Source organism: Corynebacterium sp. LK2590 (genome assembly GCF_040946105.1).
Classification (GTDB): Bacteria; Actinomycetota; Actinomycetes; order Mycobacteriales; family Mycobacteriaceae; genus Corynebacterium.
On the sequence record NZ_JAYWMH010000001.1, the window covers coordinates 310,430 to 330,624 of the forward strand.

Genomic DNA, 20,195 nt, shown 5'->3' on the forward strand with positions numbered 1-20,195 from the left:
GCGGCGCTAGGCCAGCTTGTCGACAGCCTTCTGGATGCGTCGCAGGGACACCGCGTGCGCGGTGCCGAGGCGTTGGGCGAACAGGGAGACTCGGAGCTCCTCGATCATCCAGTAGATATCCCGCACCGCCTTCGTCTTAGATCTCCCGGCTGGCAGCGAACGCAGGCGATTATTGAGGTAGGCCTTCGCCTCGTCGACCTCCGCTTGGCGGTCCGCGTCCTTGTCCGGGTCGAGGTTCATCTCTTCTAACCGAATGCGCACCGCCTGCAGGTAGCGCGGCAGATGCCGCAGATGTTCGATGCCGTTTTTCGTGATCGCCTGCGGGGGAAGCAGGAAATCCAGCTGGGCGCGGATGTCGTCGATGGCTGGGCCGGTCCACTTGTCGAGCTCGTCCGTGATGCGTCCGTATTCGACCAGTCCCGGGGCGATGGCGACGACCATCTGGCGCACCCGCCCGGGCACGTCCGGGGCGACCTTCTTGCGCAGCTGGTCGAATTCTTCCGGGGAGCGCACCGCGCCGCCGGCCTCCAGCAGGAGATCGCGGATGGCGGCCACCCGGGCGTCGGAGACCAGGCCTTCGGCCCCGCCGTGCGGGTAGTTGTCGATGGCCACGCGCTGCTGCAAGGGCAGGCCCTTGACCATGGGGCGCGGGTTGACGGTGATTTCCCGCATGAGCAACGTCAGCGTCGTGGTCAGCATGGCCGCATCGGCCGCGGCCTTGGTGGGGTGCACCTTGACCTCGACGCCGTCCTTGGTGGCGACCAGCGCCGGGTAGGCGGTGACCTCGTGGCCGTCCACCGTGGTGCGGACCTCGTCATCGATGGAGCCGAGGTTGTCGGCGCGCCATTCCTTGACTGACCCGGACTCCGAGATGCGGCTGACCTTCGAGACCGAGGACTTAATCGATCCTGCCTGGCGGTTGACCAGCGCGGAAAGATCGCGGTCGGAGTCGATAATCTTGCCCCGCTTATCGATGGCGGCATAGTTCATGCGCAGGTGGTCGGGCAGTGACTGCGGGCGGAAGTCCACGGCGTTGATGCCCTGGCCGCCCAGTTCCCGCAGGACGTCGGCTAGCTGTTCGGTAATGGGCCCGGCGTAGGGGACCAGCTTGTCCAGGGCGCGCTCGGCGAACTCCGGGGCGGGCACCACCGTGCGGCGCAGGGCCTTGGGCAGGCTGCGGATGAGCTCCGTGACCAGCTCCAGGCGCAGGCCCGGCACCAGCCAATCGAAGCCGGTGGTATCCAGCCCGGCCAGCATGGGCACCGGCACCTGGATGGTCACGCCGTCCAGGGGATCGCCGGGGCTGAAGTGGTACGACAGGTCCAGCTCCACGGAGCCGGCGCGCCAGGTATCGGGAAAGTCCGCCTCGGTCACACGGTTATCGGCGTCGTTGACCAGTGCTTCCGGATCGAAGTCCAGCAGCGCGGGGTGGGCGTGGCGCTCCTTCTTCCACCAGGAGTCGAAGTACTTGCCGCTGGTGATATTGGCGGGCAGGCGCTCGTCGTAGAAGGCGAAGAGGGCGTCCTCGTCCGCTACCAGGCCGCGGCGGCGGGCCTTGTCCTCGTACTCGGCCGCCTTGTCGAGCTTGGCGACGTTGTCGTGGAAGAAGGAATGGTGGGTATTCCACTCTCCGCCGATGAGCGCGTGCCGGATGAACAAATCCCGGGCCGCAGCCTGGTCGACGCGGTGGTAGGGCACGGAGCGGTCGTGGACCACCGGCACGCCGTACAGCGTCGACTTCTGCTTGACCATGGCCGTGGCCCGCTTACTCGACCAGACTGGGTCGGAGTAGCTGTGCTTGAGCAGGCCGGAGGCCAAACGCTCCACCCAGGCGGGATCGATCTGGGCGACATCGCGCGCCCACAGCCGGGAGGTTTCCACCAGTTCGGCGGCCATGACGAACTCCGGCGGCTTCTTCGCCAGCGCGGAGCCGGGGAAGACCATAAAGCGGGTGTTGCGGGCGCCGTGGAACTCCTTGGAGTTGCCGTCGCGGGCGCCGATATTGGACAGCAAGCCCGACAGCAGCGCCTGGTGGATGGCGGCATCGGCCCGCTTGCCGGATTCCTGCGCGGTCCACTTGAGCTGCTTGGCGACCTCGCGCAGCTGGCGCACCAGATCGAACCACTCGCGGATGCGCATGTAGTGCAGGAACTCCGCCTTCATCTGCTTGCGGAAAGCGTTGCCGGACTTTTCGTCGCGGGAGTCCTTAATGTAGTCCCACAGCTTGAGCTGGCTTAAGAAATCCGAGGTCTTGTCCTTAAACCGCGCGTGCGCCTGGTCGGCCTGGGCCTGCTTTTCTAAGGGGCGTTCGCGCACGTCCTGGATGGTCATGGCCGCAACGATGATGATGACGTCGTGCAGGCAGCCCAGCTTGTGGGCTTCCACCAGCATCCGTGCCATGCGCGGGTCGACCGGGATGCGCGCCAGCGTCGAGCCGGTCTTGGTCAGCGTGGGCAGCCCGTTCTTGTTCTCCGTGCCCAAAGCACCCAGCTCGTTGAGCAGGGCGATGCCGTCGCGCACCGCCTTGTCCGCCGGCGGCTGCACGAAGGGGAAGCGGGAGATATCGCCCAGCCGCAGGGAAATCATCTGCAGGATGACGCTGGCCAGGTTGGTGCGCAGGATTTCCGGGTCGGTGAACTCCGGGCGGGACAAAAAGTCCTGCTCCGAGTACAGGCGGATGGCGATGCCGTCGGCCACACGCCCGCAGCGTCCGGAGCGTTGGTTCGCGCTGGCCTGGGAGATGGGCTCGATGGGCAGGCGCTGGACCTTGGTGCGCGTGGAATAGCGCGAGATACGCGCGGTGCCGGTGTCCACGACGTAGCGGATTCCGGGCACCGTCAGGGAGGTCTCGGCGATATTGGTCGAAAGCACGATGCGCCGCCCCGAGTGCGGGCTAAAGACCCGGTGCTGTTCCTGGTTGGACAGGCGGCCGAAGAGGGGAGTGACCTCCACGCCCTTCCACTTCTTGGCCTCGATGACCTCCATGGCGTCGCGGATGTCGCGCTCGCCGGGGAAGAAGCACAAGATATCGCCGTCGCCCTCGGCCATCAGTTCGGTCAGGGCTTCGACGAGCCCGTCCAGCGGGTCTTGGTCGACCACCTTGCCGCCGGCCTCGAATTCCAGGGGCCGGTAGCGGATCTCGACGGGGTAGGTGCGGCCGGAGACCTCGATGATGGGCGCGGGCCCTTCCGGGCTGGCGAAGTGCTGGGCGAAACGCTCCGGATCGATGGTCGCCGAGGTAATAATCACCTTGAGATCCGGGCGCTTGGGCAGCAGCCGCTTGAGGTAGCCCAGAAGGAAGTCGATGTTCAGCGAACGCTCGTGGGCCTCGTCGATGATGATGGTGTCGTAGGCGTTGAGGAAGCGGTCGCGCTGCATTTCCGCCAGCAGGATGCCGTCCGTCATGAGCTTGACGGCCGTGGACTTGGAGACCTGATCGTCGAAGCGGATGGCGTAGCCGACGGTCTGGCCGATCTTCTGTCCGAGCTCGTCGGCGATACGCTCGGCGACCGTGCGGGCCGCCAGGCGCCGCGGCTGCGTGTGGCCGATCAGCCCGCGGCGGCCGCGGCCCAGCTCCAGGCAGATCTTCGGGATCTGCGTGGTCTTGCCGGAGCCGGTCTCGCCGGCGATGATGACCACCTGGTTGTTGTCAATCGCCTCGGCGATGTCGTCGCGACGGGCGCTGACCGGCAGGCTGTCCGGGTAGACGATCTCCGGCACGAGGCGGTCGATGCCGCGTACGCGCTCTTCGGCGGCGTCGATGTCGGCGGAGATCGCCGTGAGCGCGTGCGGGGAGCGCGCCTTTTTCAGGCGGCGCCGGAAGGCGCGCTCGTCGGCGCTTCGTACGTTAGCCAGGCGGGCGTACAGATCGTCGCGGCTGGGCGCTGCGGGAGAGGTATCGCGCGCCTCGCGCGGTTCTTGCGGGTCCTTGTGTGTATTAGCCATTGTCGCAGCTAATTCTACTCACGGCGGCGCGTGAGGGCTCAAACCGGTAACTATTGAGACACTCTTTCGGAACAGGTCGAACGTATAGGGCCGCCGGGTGATACCGTCACTGGGGTAGCCAGTCCCCGCCGTATTCTGTTGATGAATTCAGAAAGGACCCACCATGACCACCCCGAACGATCCGAGCGACGGGCAGTCGCCGAACGACTCCTTCGGCGATCTGCCGCGTTACGAGCCGACGAGCCACCCGGAGGACAACCCGAATTTCGGCTCCCCGAATCCCGGCGGGCAGCAGGCCCCGGGCTACGGGTACGCGGGCGCGCAGGGTTATGCGGGCGGCGATGCTGGATATCTGCACGGGCCGCAGCGCCCGCAGGCGGTCCGGTCCATCGGCTGGGGCTTTTCCTCCTTCGGCCGCAACTGGAAGACCCTGGTGCCGCTGGCGCTAGTCCTGGGCCTGGCCGGCGCGATCCTCTCGATGGGCATCTCCTTGCTCACCGGCGGGGATATCGAGGCAGGTTACTCGGGCAACTCCGTGGTCACCAGCCTGCTCAGCCTGGTGATCTCTATCGTGGTCACGCCCGTGCTGTACCGGTTTGCCACCTGGCACGTTGACGAGCCGCGGCCGGGTATCGGCGCCCTTGGCAAGGACGTGCACTGGGCCGCCGCGGGCGTCTACCTGGTCGTCCAGGGGATTATCACCGTCATCATGCTGGGCGGGATGCAGCTCAGCGGCTTCAACGAGATGAGCGAAACCACCGACCCGGCGCAGCTGGATCCGAGCGTCTTCGCGGGAGTCTTTGCCTTCTTTATGGCCTTCGTCGTGCTCATGTTCTTCCTATCGCCGCTGTTCACGCTGATGCCGTGGTTCGCGGCGGACGGCAAGACCGGCTTCGGCGCCTCCTTCTCGACGGGCTTTGCCGCCGGCAAGAAGAACTACCTGCAGCTGCTGCTGTTCAGCCTGCTGGTGGGGCTGATTTCCTTCGGCCTCATGCTGGCCGTGGCGCTGGTGAGCCTGCTGTTTATCTCCTTCGGCATCGTGGGTGTCATCCTGATGTCCATCTTCATCATGCTGGGCGCGAGCATCGTGGCGGCCGTCGTGCTGCTGGCCCAGGCGCACATGTACCGCTCGTGCGCGGCCACCGTCCGCGTCTAAAAGCGGCTCACTAAAGCTTTCACCCCGCCCGGAGCACGTGGTTGTGCCCCGCGGCGGGGTGAAGTGTTTGTGGCGCTTGGACTTACTGGATGGACTCGCAGGAACGGGCCAGGGCCTTGTCGTAGGCGTCCTTGACGGTCTCGCCGAACTCGCGGAACTCATCGGCGCGAGCGGCGGAGTTGCGGAAGACCAGGCCGATCTGGCGCTGGGCGGTTACGGAATCATCAAAGCGGGCGATGCCCAGCTCCGGGTGGTTAGCTTCCGCAGCCAGGGCCGACTCTGGCACCAAGGTGGCGCCTAGGCCGGCGATGACCAGCTGGACGATGGTGGTCAGCGACGATGCCCGGGTCACCGAGTTGGTGGCCTCCGACGGGTTGATCTTTGCCTTGCGGCACAGGTCCATGATCTGGTCACGCAGGCAGTGGCCGTCGTCGAGGAGCAGCAGATCCAGGGAATCGAGGTCCTCGAGCTTCAGGTCGTCGCGGCCGGCCAGCGGGTGGTCGCTGGGGACGACCACGGCGAAGTCCTCGGTGTAGAGGGGGACCTCGACCAGCCCGGAGGCCTCCGACGGCAGGGCGATGATGGCCAGGTCCAGCTGGCCGTCGCGCAGGCGCTGGAGCAGGTGCTCGGTCTGCTCCTCGACGATGCGGGGCTCCATGTCCTCGAACTTGCTGTGCAGGTTCTTGAGCAGATCCGGGAGGATGTACGGGGCCACGGTCGGTATGGCGCCGATGGTCAGCGGCCCGGACAGGTCGCCGTGGGCGCCGCGGGCGTGGGCGAAGAAGGCGTTGGCGGCTTCCAGGGTGGCCTTGGCGTAGGGCAGCAGCTTTTCGCCGGCGGCGGTGACGATGACTCGGCGGGTGGAGCGTTCAATCAGTTGGATGTCGAGGCCTTGCTCCAAAGCAACCAGCGCCTGGGACAGCGAAGGCTGGGAGATTTGTAGCTTTTGGGCGGCCGTGCCGAAGTGTTTATTTTCGGCGATGGTGACGAATGTGCGCAGCTGAGCGAGGGTGGGACGGTACTCTTTATTATGCATACTTATCATTATATCATTAATAGATAGGGAGGTCTATTGACGTTCTTGAAACTGATAGGCATAATGGAAGTCGTTGGCCGCTAAGGCGGCCGCAGACCACAAATCTGGACTAAGCAACCTCATTAAAGGAGATGTTGTCAACAATGCCTATCTTGACCGTTGGAGAAAAGTTCCCGGAGTTCAACCTGACCGCGCTCACCGGTGGCGACCTGCACGACGTGAACGCCCAGCAGCCGGAGGACTACTTCGAGCAGGTTTCGCTGGATAAGTACGAAGGCAAGTGGAAGATCGTCTTCTTCTACCCGAAGGACTTCACCTTCGTCTGCCCGACCGAGATTGCGGCATTCGGCAAGCTGGACGAAGAGTTCCAGGACCGTGACACCCAGGTGCTGGGCGGCTCCACCGACAACGAGTTCGCTCACTTCAACTGGCGCGCCACCCACCCGGACCTGAAGTCCGTTCCGTTCCCGATGTTCGCCGACGTTCGCCACGACCTGATCCGTGCGCTGGGTGTCGAGAACGCTGACGGTGTCGCTGACCGCGCCACCTTCATTATCGACCCGGACGGCATCATCCAGTTCGTGTCCGTCACCCCGGACGCTGTGGGCCGCAACGTCGACGAGGTTCTGCGTGTGCTAGACGCCCTGCAGTCCGAAGAGGTCTGCGCTTGCAACTGGGAAGCTAACGACCCGACCAAGAACATCAACAAGATGGACGTCGTTCAGGAATCCCTGAAGTAAAGACTTAAAGCCATGGACCCCGTCGAAGTCCGCTCCGGCGGGGTCTTTGTCTCAACCCCGTTGAAATATACTTATCAAAATCCAGAAGGAGAATAGTCTTGTCTATTGATAACCTGAAGAGCTCCATGCCCGAGTACGCCAAAGACCAGAAGCTGAACCTGGGCACCCTGACCCGCAGCACCGAGCTCAACGAGGAGCAGCTCTGGGGCTCCCTGCTGGCCGCTGCCGCCGCTACCCGCAACGACACCGTCCTCTCCGAGATCATGGAAGAGGCCAAGGAGCACCTGTCCGACGAGGCCGTCGAGGCTGCCCTGGGTGCCGCCACCGTCATGGCTATGAACAACGTTGCCTACCGCGCCAAGGGCTGGCTCGGTGACGACTACGCTCAGGTCAAGTTCGGCCTGCGCATGAACATCATCTCCAAGCCGGGCGTCGAGAAGGCTAACTTCGAGCTGTGGAACACCGTGGTCTCCGCCATCAACGGCTGCGAGCACTGCCTGGCCGCCCACGCGCACGAGCTGCAGGAAGCCGGCCTGACCAAGGAGCAGATCTGGGAGGCCGTCAAGGTTGGCGCCGTCATCCAGGCTGTCGCCCAGACCGTCCAGATTGAAGCCGCCCGCTAAATCTAGCGCCGCGCTTTAAAGCAGACACCCGCCCAGCCGCTCGCAACCGAGCCGGGGCGGGTGTTTTCGCGTCCTTAGGGGGAAGGCGCGCCCTAAGCCTTTAGTAGTCGACGCGCAGATCGGACAGGCGGACCTCGCCGGCCTCGTCGGAAGCATCCAGGTCGACGGTGCCGACCAGCGCGTAGGCGTTGTCGCCGTCCGGGTCCTTGATAATCTGGCGGACCGTCCACGCGCGCGGGCGGGTTTCTGCCAGGCGGAAGTACTCCGGTCCGCGGGCGGCCGGACCGGAGTCGATGTCGGCGTATTCGTCGAAGTAATCGTCCAGTGCCGCGCCGAAGTCGGGCACCTCGTCCAGGTAGTCCAGGAACTCGGCCAGGCGGTCTTCCTTCTCGAAGGCGAAAAGCTGGACCAGGCGGAAGAAGTAGTTGCGCACCATGATGGTAAACGCCCGCTTGTTGGACGTCAGCGCGGTCGGGTCCTCGACGCCGAAGGCCAGCTCGCGGTCCACTGTGGCCTGGTCGACGGGGGAGTCCTCGCCGGCCATCTGCGCCCACTCGTCGACCAGGGAGCTGTCGACCTGGCGGATGAGCTCGCCCAACCATTCCAGGATGTCGGCGAGCTGCTCGGTCACGTACTCCTGCGGCACCGACTGCTTGAGCGTGCGCCAGCAGTCGGTCAGGTAGCGCAGGATAACGCCCTCGGAACGGGCCAGCCCGTAGGTGGCGACCAAGTCGGAGAACGTCATGGCCTTTTCGACCATCTCGCGCAGGACCGACTTCGGCGCGATATCGAATTCCTTGGCCCACGGGTTGCCCTCGCAGAAGGACTCGAAGGCCTGGTCGAGCAGCTCCTCCAAGGGTTTGGGCCAGGTGATCTCCTCGACGATGGCCATGCGCTCGGTGTAGTCCACGCCCTCGGCCTTCAGCGCCGCGATCTCCTCGCCGCGGCGGGCCTTCTGCTGGGCCTGCAGCACCTGCCGGGGATCGTCCAGGATGGTCTCGAAACAGGAGATAATGTCCAGCGTGAAGGTCTCGGACTCGGGGTCCAGCAGCGTCAGCGCCGCCAGCGCGAAGGGGGAGAGCGGCTGGTTCAGCGCGAAGTCGCGGGGCAGTTCGCGCACCAGGTGGTAGGGCCGGCCGTAGATGTCCAGCCCCTTGGTGGACTTTTGGACCACGCCGGCGTTGAGCAAACCTTTGAAGAGATCCAGCGCGGTCAGGATGTGCTGGTTTTGCTGCGCGCGGGTGTCGTGGTTGGTGCGCAACAGGTGCTTGAGGTGCTCGTAGCCGTTGCCGTGCCGGGCCAGGACGTTGAGCAGCATGGAGTTCGACATGCGGAACTGGGAGGTCAGCTGCTCCGGCTCGGCGTGGGTCAGCCGCTCGAAGGTCTTTTCCGACCAGGAGACCTCGCCGTCGCGCGGGGCCTTCTTGCGCAGCTTCTTCAGCCGCTTCGGGTCGTCGCCCACGCGGCGGCGGGCCTTGGCGTTTTCGATCTCGTGCTCGGGCGCCTCGACCACGACGGCGCCCTCGGTGTCGTAGCCGGCGCGGCCAGCGCGCCCGGCGATCTGGTGGAACTCGCGGGATTTCAGGATGCGCTGGCGCGTGCCGTCGAACTTCGCCAGGCCCGTCATCAGCACCGTGCGGATGGGCACGTTGATGCCCACGCCCAGGGTGTCGGTGCCGCAGATGACCTTCAGCAGGCCGCGCTGGGCGAGGCGTTCCACCAGGCGGCGATACTTGGGCAGCATGCCGGCGTGGTGGATACCGATGCCCTTGCGCAGCAGCCGCGACAAATCTTTGCCGAAGGTGGTGGTGAAGCGGAAACTGCCGATCTCGGTGGCGATGGCTTCCTTTTCCTCCGGCGTGATCATCGCCTTCAGCGAGGTCAGCGTCTGCGCGCGCTCGGCGGCCTCGCGCTGGGAGAAGTGCACGACGTAGATGGGCGCCTTGCCAGCGCTCAGCAGCTCCTCGATGGTCTCGTGGACGGCCAGGAAGGTGTAGCTAAAATCCAGCGGCACCGGGCGCTCCGAGCCCGCCACGAGGTCCGTGGTGCGGTCGGTGCGCTCGCTGAGATCCTTTTCCAGCCAGGTGGTGTCGCCCAGGGTGGCCGACATCAGCAGGAATTGGGCCTGGTCCAGCTCCAGGAGCGGGACCTGCCAGGCCCAGCCGCGCTGCGGGTCCGAGTAGTAGTGGAACTCGTCCATGACCACCTGGTCGATCTTGGCCTCGCGCCCGTCGCGCAGGGCGATATTAGCCACGATTTCCGCGGTGGCGGCGATGATGGGGGCGTTGCCGTTGACGGTGGCATCGCCGGTCATCATGCCGACATTTTCCGCGCCGAAGATTTCGCACAACGCGAAGAATTTCTCGCTCACCAGGGCCTTAATCGGCGCGGTGTAGAAGCTGCGCTGCCCGCGGGCCAGCGCGATAAAGTGCGCGGCGTTGGCCACCATCGACTTGCCGGAGCCCGTCGGAGTGGCCAGGATGACGTTGTCCCCGGCGAGGATGCCTAACGATGCCTCCTCCTGGGCCGGGTACAAGGAAATCCCGCGCTCGGTGGTCCACGCGGTGAACGTGTCCCAGATGGCGGTGTCGACGAGCGACTCCGGTACTTCGGCGAGGTCGGGCAGCATTTGCGTTAAAGTCACGCCTACCACTCTAGGCCATCGCCGTCACCGCCGGGGCGGCCGGGCGCGGCCCGCCTAGCTCTCGTCGCTGCGATCCTCCGGGCCCGTCCCGGAGTCGACATCCCCGTCGTCGCGGCCGTGGTTCATGTTGCGCTCGATGGCCCGGCGGACCTCGGGGTCCTGGTCATCGAGGTAGGCGAGGAAGCGCTCGAATTCCTCGCTGATTTCCTCGCCGGTGGGCATGTTCTGCTCGCCCGGCAACACGGCCTGCGGGTGCTCGTCGCGGTAGTGCTCGAGGAAGGAGTCGTACTGTTCCTCGAGCTGGCGCACGACCTGGTTGACCTCCTCGGAGTCCTCGACCTGCTCGGCCAGCTGCTGGTTGACGCGCTCGACGTCGTGCTCCAGGCTGCCGAGCGGCAAGTCCAAGCCGGCGGCGGTGGCCACGGACTCCAGAAGCTGCAGCGTGGCGTGCGGGTACGGCGAGGAGGCCAGGTAATGGGGCACGTGGACGGTGAAGCCGGCGACCTTGTGGCCGCGGTCCGCCAGCTCCTTTTCCAGGTAGAGCTGGGCCGAGCCCGGCACCATCATGGTCGAATCCAACTTGAACATCCGCTGCTTTAACCGGCGCGAGTTGCCGTGGGCGGTAATCACCAGCGGGCGGGTGTGGGGCACCGGCATCGGGGCGGCGTAGAGGCAGATGGTGTCCGAGACGTCGAACTTGTCGGCCAGGTCCGCCACCGCGTTGGTAAAGCCTTCCCAGCGCAGGTCGGGCTCGGGGCCGGACAGCAGCAGGAAGGGCTTGTCGCGGGTGTCACGCACCACGCGCATGCTCAGGTCGAGCTGCTCGATTTCCATCGGGCTATCGGCGTCGATGGTCACCGCGGGGCGCCGCGAGCGGTAATCAATGAGTTCGTCGTTGTTGAACGCGGCCACGGGCCGCGAGTCGAGCGCGGCGAGCAGGTGCGTAGCGCTGGCGTCGACCGCTTGGCCCGCGTCCGCGTAGCCGCTCATGGCCACTACGAGGGTGGGGCCGTTGCCGTCGTCATTCGCGGAGTCGACTACTGGGGCAGGATACTCCAGTTCGTACATGCGGCGATCTTCATCAGGCATGTCTTTTCCTCCTTCTCTTACCTGCAACAACGATTCCCCGGCCGGGTTTATTCCTTAACCTTTGCGGGAACGCATTGGAGCTATTGTAGACCATCGCGGCGGGCCCCGGCCTGTGGATAACGTGCCGATATATTACGTGGCATATAAATGTGGCGAGTTATCCACAGGCGCGGGACGGCAGCGCTCGATTTCGGCGCACATCCCGCCGATGATGACAGCATGACTACTTCACAAGCACACACGTACACACCCGCCGAAATCCTTGCCGACATCCCCGGAAACCTTGGTTTCTACCCGTCCGAATCCCTCGTCATCGTCAGCTTCCAGCCCGCCCACGACTGCCCCGAGAGTTATATTCTCGGACCCCTCCTGCGCATTAGCATCGACGACGTCGACGAGGGCTGGGAGGAAGGCCTCGCCCTGCTGGACCAATATCCCGACCACATCTTTTTCGCGTTCATCATCAGCACCCGCCCGGAACGCCACCTCAGCGAACTCATTGACTTCCTTTCCGAACCAGACCAGTGCTACCTCGACCTGGAGGGCCTGTGGATGGTGCCGGAAATCCAGGTCGGCCGGCCCTACGAGGAGATTTTCGCCGACCCGGCGCTGCACCAGGGCCCCGGCGGCGACGCCTGGCTGGAAGGCCGCGTTGCGCCGATTACGGACTCCGACAGCATGCGAGCCTGCATCGCCGAAGGCGAGTTGCCCGCCCTCGACCGGCAGGAATGCTTCGAGCCCTTCCAGCGCCGTAGCCGCTTGGGGGAGTCGGAGGAACTCGCCGCCCTCAACCGGCTGGCTACCACCTGTGCTAACGATGCCTGCTGCGGCCACCGCACCTACGGCTACGACCTCGTGGCCATCGCCCGCGACGTCCCGGAGGTCTTAAGCGATATCGACGGGCCCGGCGACGTCGCCGGGGACACCGATCTATTGTTTACCGCCGCCGTGTGGATGGGCAGCACCAAGGCCCGCGACGTCGCCTTGGGCGGTTGCCTGGCCCACCCGGCGGCCGCCTGCACGCTCATGCTGGCGCTGGCGCAGACCTTCAGCGGGAACATTCGCGCCAACGCGCTGGCCGTCTACGCAGTCTGCTCAATCGAGATGGGCATCTACTACAAGGCCAGCACGGCGCTGATGGTCGGCCGCGAGGAATTCCCCGAGCACAACTTCCTGCGGCTGCTGCTCAGCGCGTTCCGCTGCGGGCTCAGCGAGCACCTCATCGACAGCGTGCGGCAGGGCTCGGAGAAGGCGCGGCTGGCAGCCGTCTACGGGGTATGCGGCTGCGACCCCGAGCCGCGGGCCGCCTAGGCCTAGCGGTTACGCGCGGCGGGCCGAGTGCGCCTGGTCGCCGAGCTGGCGGGTGAACTCCCACGCGTCCGAGACGATGGTATCCAGGTCCGTGCGCGTCGGGTTCCAGCCCAGCTCCTCCTTGATCTTCTCGGAGGAGGCGATCAGCACCGCCGGGTCGCCGGCGCGCCGCGGGGCGTCCTCGGCCGGGATGGGGTGGCCGGTGACCTTCCGGCAGGCGGCGATGACCTCCTTGACGGAGTAGCCGTCGCCGGAGCCCAGGTTGTAGATCCGGTGGCAGCCTGGCTTGTTGCTCTCCAGCGCCAACACGTGCGCGTCGGCTAGGTCGCGGATATGGATATAGTCGCGGACCGCGGTGCCGTCCTTGGTGTCCCAGTCGTTGCCGAAGATGAAGATCTTGTCGCGGTGCCCCAGGGCCACCTGCAAGATGATGGGGATGAGGTGGGTCTCCACCGCGCGGTTTTCCCCGATGGAGCCGTAGGCGCCGGCCACGTTGAAATAGCGCAGCGAGGTCGCCGCCAGGTCAAAGGCCTTCGCGTAGGAGGTGATCATGTAGTCGATGGACAGCTTGGTCGCCCCGTAAGGGTTGGTGGGAGCCGTCGGCGCGTCCTCGGTAATCGGCACCTGCTCCGGCTCGCCGTAGGTGGCCGCCGTGGAGGAGAAGACGAGGTTCTTGACGCCGTTGTCCCGCATGGCGTCCAGCAAGGCCAGGGCGGTGCCGACGTTGTCGTGCCAGTATTCGTTCGGCACCTCGACGGACTCGCCGACCAGGGAGCGCGCGGCGAAGTGGACCACGCCGTCGAAGCCGCCCTCGGACAGCACGGACTGGGCCAGCTCGTCGACGCGGCCCTCGACCAGGCGCGCCTGCGCCGGGACGGCCTCGCGGTTGCCCGTGGAAAAATCATCGATGATCGTCACATCGTGGCCGCGCTCGATAAGAACCGCAGCGCACACGCTGCCGACGTACCCGGCGCCGCCGGTAACCAGAAGCTTCATGGGTCTTAAGACTCCTCGATCCGCACCGCGTGGGCCAAGTCATTGAGTAGTTCGACCCCGTGCCCGGACTTAGTGGTCAGGGTAATCGCGCCGCCGTTGTTGAGGGCGGTGACTTCGGCGCCGACGACGATCCCGGCATCGTGCAGCTCCCGGAAGTGCTGGTGGTCGACCTGCAGGATCTCATTAATCTGGCTGACGGTACCGGTGACCTCCTTGCCCTCCGGCAGGTCGATCGCGCGCGTGCCCTCCGACTGCTCCGGCACGTTGGTGCCCAGCTGGGCCAGGCCCGGGATCGGGTTGCCGAAGGGGGAGCGCGCCGGATCATCCAGCACGGCGACGACGCGGCGCTCCACGTCCTCGCTCATGACGTGCTCCCAGCGGCAAGCCTCGTCGTGGACCTGGTGGATGTCCAGGCCCAGCACGTCGGTCAGCAGCCGCTCGGCCAGGCGGTGCTTGCGCATCACGGCGGTGGCCAGCTCGCGGCCGCTCGGGGTCAGATCCAGGCTCCGGTCGGTGCGCACATGCAAAAGGCCATCGCGCTCCATGCGCGCCACGGTTTGCGAGACCGTCGGGCCGGACTGCTCGAGCCGCTCCGCGATGCGGGCGCGCAGCGGGGTAATGCCCTCTTCCTCGAGCTCGTAGATGGTTCGCAGATACATTTCGGTGGTATCGACTAGGTCCCTCACGTGGGCTGGCACCTTTCTGATTCCGGGAGTGGATTCTCACTCGCAGCACAGGATTGCTAAACCTAAGCCGCGGCAAAACTAATACACCATAGTCTAGCGCATATCGCCGGGCTGTCGTTGTCGCAGTAAAGGCTATAAACGCTATTTACGGTCTAGGAAGCGTCCAAACAAAGACGAAACCGCCGGCCTGAATGATCAGGTCGCGGCGGGCTAAGGCGGCGGATAAAAGTCCTACTGGGCGTACTCGCGCAGGCGGTCGGCGCGCTGGCCGTCGCGCAGCTTGGCCATGACCTCGCGCTCGATCTGGCGCACGCGCTCGCGGGACAGGCCAAACTGGCGGCCAATCTGGTCCAGGGTGCGCGGCACGCCGTCATCCAGGCCGTAGCGCAGGCGGATGACGTCCTGCTCGCGCTGCTCCAGGGAGCCGATTACCGAGCGGATATCGGAGTGGCGCAGGGAGGCGACGACGGCCGTTTCGGCATCGGTAGCCTCGGCGTCCTCGATGAAATCGCCCAGCGGGGCCTCCTCGTCCGCGCCGACCGGCATGTCCAGCGAGACCGGGTCGCGAGACTGGCGCAGGAGCATCTCGATCTTGTCCTCATCGATGCCGGATTCCTCCGACAGCTCCTCATTCGTGGCCTCGCGGCCCAGGGACTGGTACATCTCGCGCTTGATGCGGGAGAGCTTGTTGACCTGCTCGACCAGGTGGACGGGCAGGCGGATGGTGCGCGACTGGTCGGCCATGCCGCGGGTAATGGCCTGGCGGATCCACCAGGTGGCGTAGGTGGAGAACTTAAAGCCCTTGGCGTAGTCGAACTTCTCCATCGCGCGGATAAGGCCCAGGTTGCCTTCCTGGATGAGATCCAGCAGCGGCATGCCGCGGCCGGTGTAGCGCTTGGCCAGCGAGACCACCAGGCGCAGGTTCGCCTCCAGCAGGTGGGAGCGGGCCTTCTTGCCTTCCTTGACGAGAATCTTAAGGTCGCGCTTCTCGGCGCGGGTGAGCTTTTCCGCGTTATTCAGTTTGTATTCGGCGTACAGGCCGATTTCGATTTCCTGTGCCAGCTCGACTTCGTCCTCGGCGGACAAAAGAGCGGTCTTGCCGATGCCGTTGAGGTAAACCCGCACGAGGTCGGCCGAAGGGTTGTCGTTGGTATGCCCGCGGCGGGAACCGCGATCAACCTCCTGCTCCGTGGCGTCTTGCTTAGATGAATCCTGGTCGTGGGAAGTGGTCATCTAGGGCCTCCTAAAGTATCGCCGGTTACAAACTACTCAACGGCTCGCGGCGCGGATTAGTTCCCGCACCATCTTTTGGGGGTGACGACCTAGGTCTCCACCAGCAAAGTAAAGGGTCCTTGGTTGACTGAGCTGACTTCCATCATCGCGCCGAAGCGGCCCTCGGCCACGGTGATGTCGCGGGAGCGCAGCTGGCGCACCAACTCCGTGATGACCGGCTCGGCCATCTCGGCCGGTGCCGCCGCCGACCACGAGGGCCGCCGCCCGCGGGCCGTCGCGCCGTACAGGGTGAACTGGCTGACCACCAGGACGGGCGCGCCGGTATCCGTCACGGATTTTTCCCCGTCGAGCATCCGCAGCTCGGCGATCTTGCGCGCCATTTTCTCCACCGCGGCCGCCGTCCTGGCCTTGTCCTCGCAGTCCTCGCGCGAAACGCCTACTAGCGCCAGCACGCCGCCGGTCTCCGGGCAATCGATGCGCCCGACCGTCTCACCCGCCACGGTCACGCTCGCTTGAGATACCCGCGTCAACACTGCCTTCATAAACTCTTCGTGCCTTTCTGCTTTTTGCCTGCCCGACTGCGGGCTTTCTGGTGGTTGTTGCGCCGGTGCTTAGTCCAGGAACTCGGCGGGCAGCACCAGCCCGTGCCGAATCAGGTCCACGATGGCCGGCACCGCCGAGCGCACCAGCTCCTCCTCGTCCAGCCCGTGGGCGGCGGCGTACAGGGCGATGGTCTCGCCCAGGTTGAGCCCGTCTGGCCGGAGGCCGGCCACCACCGCGGCCAGCCCGTCGTCGACCTCGTGCGACCACCGCGGGCCCTCCGTGCGGGTCAGGCGCTTGACCGCCGGCTCGAAGCCCTGGTGGCTTTCGGCGTCCGCGACGGAGACGTCCTCCAAGGCGACGCCGGGGCGCAGGCCGAAGTACTTGGTCTCGATCTCCCCGGGCACCAGGTCGCGGAGCCAGGCCACGCGGGCGAAGTATTCCTCCACCTCCGGGCCCAGCGGATCGCTAAAGGCCTGGGGCAGCGACTCCGCCAGGACCTCGGTGGGGGCATCGTCAGCAATGCGCTGCAGGGCCACGAAGCCGAAGCCGATGCCGGTCACGTCGTGCGCGGCCAGGTACTCCAGCCAGGCCGTGCTGCGCTTGCGGCCGGCGCGGGTGCGCACGTCGACGGACTCGTCGCGCAGCCACGTGGACACATACAGCGCCGGGTCCGCCACGTCGCGCTCGATGACCCACGCTGCCACCCCGTGCGACGGCAGCCAGCTGGCCACGCGCTGCGCCCAGTTCTCGTCCGTGCGGTGAACCCACGCCGCCAACAGGTGCGCGGTGCCGCCCGGGTTCAGGTAGTCCGCCACCTCCGAGACCACCTTCTGGGAGGCCCCGTCCAGCTCCATCCCGGAGTCGCGGTAGACGTGGCCTACCTCCGGCAGGCCCACCACGAACGGCGGGTTGGCCACCACGCGGTCGAAGCGGCGCCCGGCCACCGGCTCGAACCAGGAACCTTCGACAAGCTCCACCCGGTCGCTAGCACCGGCCGCGGCCACCGTCGCGCGGGCCAGCGTCAGGGCGCGCTCGCTGACATCGGTCGCCGTGACCGACTCGGCGCAGCCCAGCTGGCCGAGCACCTGCACGCCCGAGCCCGTGCCGAGATCCAGCACCGTGCCGACCGGGGAGAGGGGAGTGGACTGCATCAGCGACAGGCTGGCCGCGCCCACGCCCACCACGTGCTGGGAGCCGGGCACGTGGTCGACCAGGGAGGCATCGACGTCAGAGAAGACCACGCGTTCCCGGCCGGCGATGATCTGCGGCCGAATCTCCAGCGCGCAGTAGACCGTCCCGTGCTCATCCGCGCGCACGATGCCGGTATCTACCAGCTGCGTGGCCAGCCGCGCGCCCACGGCCTGGGCCAGGGCGGTGGCGGGGACGGCATCGTGCAGCAAAAAGATGCGGGTAAGCCACGCCATCTGGCTGTCGTCTCGGCAACGCAGCGCCACCGGGGCGTACTCGCCGCGGTGCAGGGCCTCGGTGGCCTCCGGGCCCAAGAAGCCGGCAATACCGGCCACGTCGAAACCGGCGGAGGTAAAGACGTCGGCGAGCTCGCCCGCCAGGGCGGAGAGATCGTCCGGCAGCGGCAGGCAAAAGCGTTCAGTGGCGGGCATAGCAGGCAGGCTCCTTGCTTTTTAAGGGTTCTTCGGGTCGTCGTGGTCGATGGTTTCCGGCTGCTCGAGCTGCGCGCGCTGCTGGCCGGTAACCTGCTCGCGCTGCTGGGCGGCCATCTGACGGGCCAGCGCCGGCTTGTAGACGTTGCGCTCGCGCTTGTCCTTCGGCTGGCCGCGCCCGTTGGCGATGACCACCGCCGCCCACGGCAGCGGCAGCGTGAGCCCGGAGACAATCCCCGCCGCGAGCCACGCCTGGTGCGCGTAGACCAAATAAATGGAAATAAACAGGGCGGGGATACGGATAAACTGCAGGATCGCGTAGACCACCTCGCGGTGGTGGCGATCCTGGCCGGGGCCGACCTTGGCATCCGTAATCAGGGACACCGAGGCGCGCCGGAAGAGGCGGCGGGAGCCCTTAACAGGGGGATCGCCGTCCGGATTGTCAACGGTGTACGGTTCCATGCCTCCCTAGGGTAGCTGGGGACTCGCATTAATCCACACTCTTGCGGCAAAATGGGGTGCTGTGAGTACGACGACGAAAACAATCGAAAGGCCAGACGTCCGGGAGGATACGTCCACCCCGAATGACGACACCCCGAAATTCTTCCACTACGTAAAGAAGGACCAGATCCTCGACTCCGCGGTCAACGGCAAGATGGTTGTCGCGCTGTGCGGGGAGACCTTCCCGGTGACCAAGCAAGCCAAGCCCGGTTCGCCGGTCTGCCCCGACTGCGAGCGGATTTTTAAGGGTCTGCGGCGCAAGTGATTCCGGGCAAGAACAAAGGCAAACTCCGCCAATGGCAGCAGGAGGCGCTGGAGAAGTTCTTGCGCACCAAGCCTCAGGACTTCATGGCCGTGGCGACGCCGGGCGCCGGTAAGACCACCTTCGCCCTCCGCGTGGCCACCGAGCTGCTCGAAGACCGCACCGTCGAACGCGTCATCGTGGTGGTGCCCACCGAGCAACTGAAGATCCAGTGGTCGTCCGCCGCCGCCCGCGTCGGCATGTCCCTGGACGCGCACTTCACCAACTCCTCGGCGGTCAACCCGGCCTACGACGGGATCGTGGTCACCTACGCCCAGGTCGGCATGCACCCGTTCAAGCACCGGGCGGTCGCCTCCGCGCGGCGCACCCTGGTCATCCTGGACGAGATCCACCACGCCGGCGACGCCAAGAGCTGGGGCGACGGCGTGCGCGAGGCCTACGACGACGTGAATCACCGCCTGGCGCTGACCGGTACGCCCTTCCGCTCCGACGATTCCCCGATCCCCTTCGTGCGCTACGAGCAGGACGGGGAGGGCCACCTGGTCTCCCGCTCCGACCACGCCTACAACTACGGCGACGCGCTGGCCGATGGCGTCGTGCGCCCCGTGGTCTTTCTGGCGTACTCCGGCGAGGCCCGCTGGCGCGACTCCGCGGGCGAGGAATACGCCGCCCGCCTGGGCGACATCCTCAACCCGGAGCAGACCGCGCGCGCCTGGCGCACGGCCCTGGACCCGAAGGGCGACTGGATCCCCGCGGTGCTGCAGGCCGCGCACACGCGCCTGATGCAGATGCGCCGCAGCATGCCGGATGCCGGCGGGCTCGTGCTGGCCACCGACTCGACGACCGCCCGCGCCTACGCGAAGATCCTCAAGGGGATTTCGAACACGCCGGTCTCGGTCATCCTGTCCGACGATCCGGGCTCGTCCGAGCGGATCGATGAGTTCTCGGAGAGCAACGACGAGTGGATGGTCGCCGTCCGCATGGTCTCCGAGGGCGTCGACGTGCCACGCCTGGCCGTGGGCGTGTACGCGACCTCGGCGTCGACTCCGCTGTTTTTCGCCCAGGCCATCGGCCGCTTCGTGCGCTCGCGCATGCCGGGCGAGACCGCTTCGGTCTTCCTGCCGTCGGTGCCCGTGCTGCTGGGTCTGGCCGAGAACATGGAAAAGTCCCGCGACCACGTGCTGGGCAAGCCGGACCGGCCCAAGGAGGGCTGGGACGACGAGCTGCTCGAGCAGGCCAACCGCAAGGAGTCGGAGCCGGACCTGGACAAGCCCTACGAGTCCCTCGGGGCCGACGCGGAGTTCTCCTCGCTGATCTACGACGGTTCTTCCTTCAACACCGCCGCCTTTACTGACGATGCGGAACAGGCCGATTTCCTCGGCATCCCCGGGTTGTTGGACGCCCAGCAGGTCAAGGACTTGCTGCGCAAGAAGCAGGAAGAGGAGATGGACGCCCGCGAGGCCCGGGAGAAGGCGCGCCGGGCAGAGGCTGCGGCGGAGGAGCATCGGAGGCAGATCTACGGCATGCCGAGCGCGCCGAAGCAGAAGCAGCAGCCGCAGGGCGGCGGGGCCGAGGAGCTCGCCGTCGACGAAATCGCGCGCCTGCGCAAGGAGCTCAACACGGTCGTGTCTATTACCGCCGGGCGCAAGGGGCGGCCGCACGGGGCCATCCACAACGAGGCCCGCAAGGCCTGTGGCGGGCCGCCCACCGCGTTGTGCAACGCCGAGCAGCTGCGCGAGCGCATCGAATACCTGCGCGCGTGGTAGCGCTCGCGCTGCGAAACCGGTTACTTATTCGCTATTGTGGGGCGG

General features: G+C 66.1%; 16 protein-coding genes. 6 read left to right on the top strand and 10 right to left on the bottom strand.

Annotated features, from left to right (window positions below):
* Positions 1–6 precede the first annotated feature (6 nt).
* Positions 7–3,945 (bottom strand): ATP-dependent RNA helicase HrpA, encoded by a 3,939-nt coding sequence (gene hrpA / locus VVR85_RS01435; RefSeq protein ID WP_368519186.1) that lies wholly within the window; start codon positions 3,943–3,945, stop codon positions 7–9.
* 163 nt (positions 3,946–4,108) lie between these two features.
* Here hrpA and VVR85_RS01440 point away from each other — a divergent pair, with 163 nt between their 5' ends.
* Entirely contained in the window at positions 4,109–5,101 is a 993-nt protein-coding gene (locus VVR85_RS01440; RefSeq protein WP_368519187.1) for a hypothetical protein, read from the top strand.
* A gap of 82 nt (positions 5,102–5,183) precedes the next feature.
* Here VVR85_RS01440 and VVR85_RS01445 read toward each other — a convergent pair whose 3' ends face one another.
* Positions 5,184–6,137, bottom strand: coding sequence for a LysR substrate-binding domain-containing protein (locus VVR85_RS01445; protein ID WP_368519188.1), 954 nt, complete (start codon positions 6,135–6,137; stop codon positions 5,184–5,186).
* Positions 6,138–6,280: 143 nt separating this feature from the next.
* Between VVR85_RS01445 and VVR85_RS01450 the strand changes: the two genes are divergently transcribed.
* Together VVR85_RS01450 and VVR85_RS01455 are read left to right on the top strand one after the other, a co-directional pair.
* Positions 6,281–6,877, top strand: a complete 597-nt coding sequence (locus VVR85_RS01450) for a peroxiredoxin (RefSeq protein ID WP_368519189.1) — start codon at positions 6,281–6,283, stop codon at positions 6,875–6,877.
* A gap of 98 nt (positions 6,878–6,975) precedes the next feature.
* On the top strand, positions 6,976–7,500 hold the full coding sequence (locus tag VVR85_RS01455) for a carboxymuconolactone decarboxylase family protein (RefSeq protein WP_368519190.1): 525 nt from the start codon (positions 6,976–6,978) through the stop codon (positions 7,498–7,500).
* A 100-nt stretch (positions 7,501–7,600) separates the two neighbouring features.
* Here VVR85_RS01455 and VVR85_RS01460 read toward each other — a convergent pair whose 3' ends face one another.
* Together VVR85_RS01460 and VVR85_RS01465 are read right to left on the bottom strand one after the other, a co-directional pair.
* The gene (locus VVR85_RS01460; protein WP_368519191.1) at positions 7,601–10,144 is read right to left on the bottom strand and encodes a DEAD/DEAH box helicase; all 2,544 of its coding nucleotides are present in this window, start codon (positions 10,142–10,144) and stop codon (positions 7,601–7,603) included.
* A gap of 54 nt (positions 10,145–10,198) precedes the next feature.
* Complete coding sequence (locus tag VVR85_RS01465; RefSeq protein ID WP_368519192.1) at positions 10,199–11,233, bottom strand: PAC2 family protein; 1,035 nt, start codon at positions 11,231–11,233, stop codon at positions 10,199–10,201.
* Positions 11,234–11,452: 219 nt separating this feature from the next.
* Between VVR85_RS01465 and VVR85_RS01470 the strand changes: the two genes are divergently transcribed.
* The gene (locus VVR85_RS01470) at positions 11,453–12,544 is read left to right on the top strand and encodes a DUF4192 domain-containing protein (protein WP_368519193.1); all 1,092 of its coding nucleotides are present in this window, start codon (positions 11,453–11,455) and stop codon (positions 12,542–12,544) included.
* Between the two features lie 9 nt (positions 12,545–12,553).
* Here VVR85_RS01470 and galE read toward each other — a convergent pair whose 3' ends face one another.
* The 6 genes from galE to VVR85_RS01500 all read right to left on the bottom strand — a co-directional run bounded on the left by galE (position 12,554) and on the right by VVR85_RS01500 (position 18,083).
* On the bottom strand, positions 12,554–13,540 hold the full coding sequence (galE, locus tag VVR85_RS01475; RefSeq protein WP_368519194.1) for a UDP-glucose 4-epimerase GalE: 987 nt from the start codon (positions 13,538–13,540) through the stop codon (positions 12,554–12,556).
* Between the two features lie 5 nt (positions 13,541–13,545).
* Positions 13,546–14,226, bottom strand: a complete 681-nt coding sequence (locus tag VVR85_RS01480) for an iron dependent repressor, metal binding and dimerization domain protein (protein ID WP_368519195.1) — start codon at positions 14,224–14,226, stop codon at positions 13,546–13,548.
* Positions 14,227–14,457: 231 nt separating this feature from the next.
* Complete coding sequence (locus VVR85_RS01485) at positions 14,458–15,459, bottom strand: sigma-70 family RNA polymerase sigma factor (protein WP_368519196.1); 1,002 nt, start codon at positions 15,457–15,459, stop codon at positions 14,458–14,460.
* 89 nt (positions 15,460–15,548) lie between these two features.
* Positions 15,549–16,001, bottom strand: coding sequence for a D-aminoacyl-tRNA deacylase (gene dtd, locus VVR85_RS01490; protein WP_368519197.1), 453 nt, complete (start codon positions 15,999–16,001; stop codon positions 15,549–15,551).
* 69 nt (positions 16,002–16,070) lie between these two features.
* Positions 16,071–17,621, bottom strand: coding sequence for a methyltransferase (locus VVR85_RS01495; protein WP_368519198.1), 1,551 nt, complete (start codon positions 17,619–17,621; stop codon positions 16,071–16,073).
* Between the two features lie 21 nt (positions 17,622–17,642).
* Positions 17,643–18,083, bottom strand: coding sequence for a DUF3099 domain-containing protein (locus VVR85_RS01500; RefSeq protein ID WP_368519199.1), 441 nt, complete (start codon positions 18,081–18,083; stop codon positions 17,643–17,645).
* 61 nt (positions 18,084–18,144) lie between these two features.
* Here VVR85_RS01500 and VVR85_RS01505 point away from each other — a divergent pair, with 61 nt between their 5' ends.
* Together VVR85_RS01505 and VVR85_RS01510 are read left to right on the top strand one after the other, a co-directional pair.
* Positions 18,145–18,387, top strand: a complete 243-nt coding sequence (locus VVR85_RS01505; protein WP_070768436.1) for a DUF3039 domain-containing protein — start codon at positions 18,145–18,147, stop codon at positions 18,385–18,387.
* The gene (locus VVR85_RS01510; protein ID WP_368519421.1) at positions 18,387–20,150 is read left to right on the top strand and encodes a DEAD/DEAH box helicase; all 1,764 of its coding nucleotides are present in this window, start codon (positions 18,387–18,389) and stop codon (positions 20,148–20,150) included. The genes VVR85_RS01505 and VVR85_RS01510 overlap by 1 nt, the downstream gene beginning before the upstream one ends.
* Positions 20,151–20,195 lie beyond the last annotated feature (45 nt).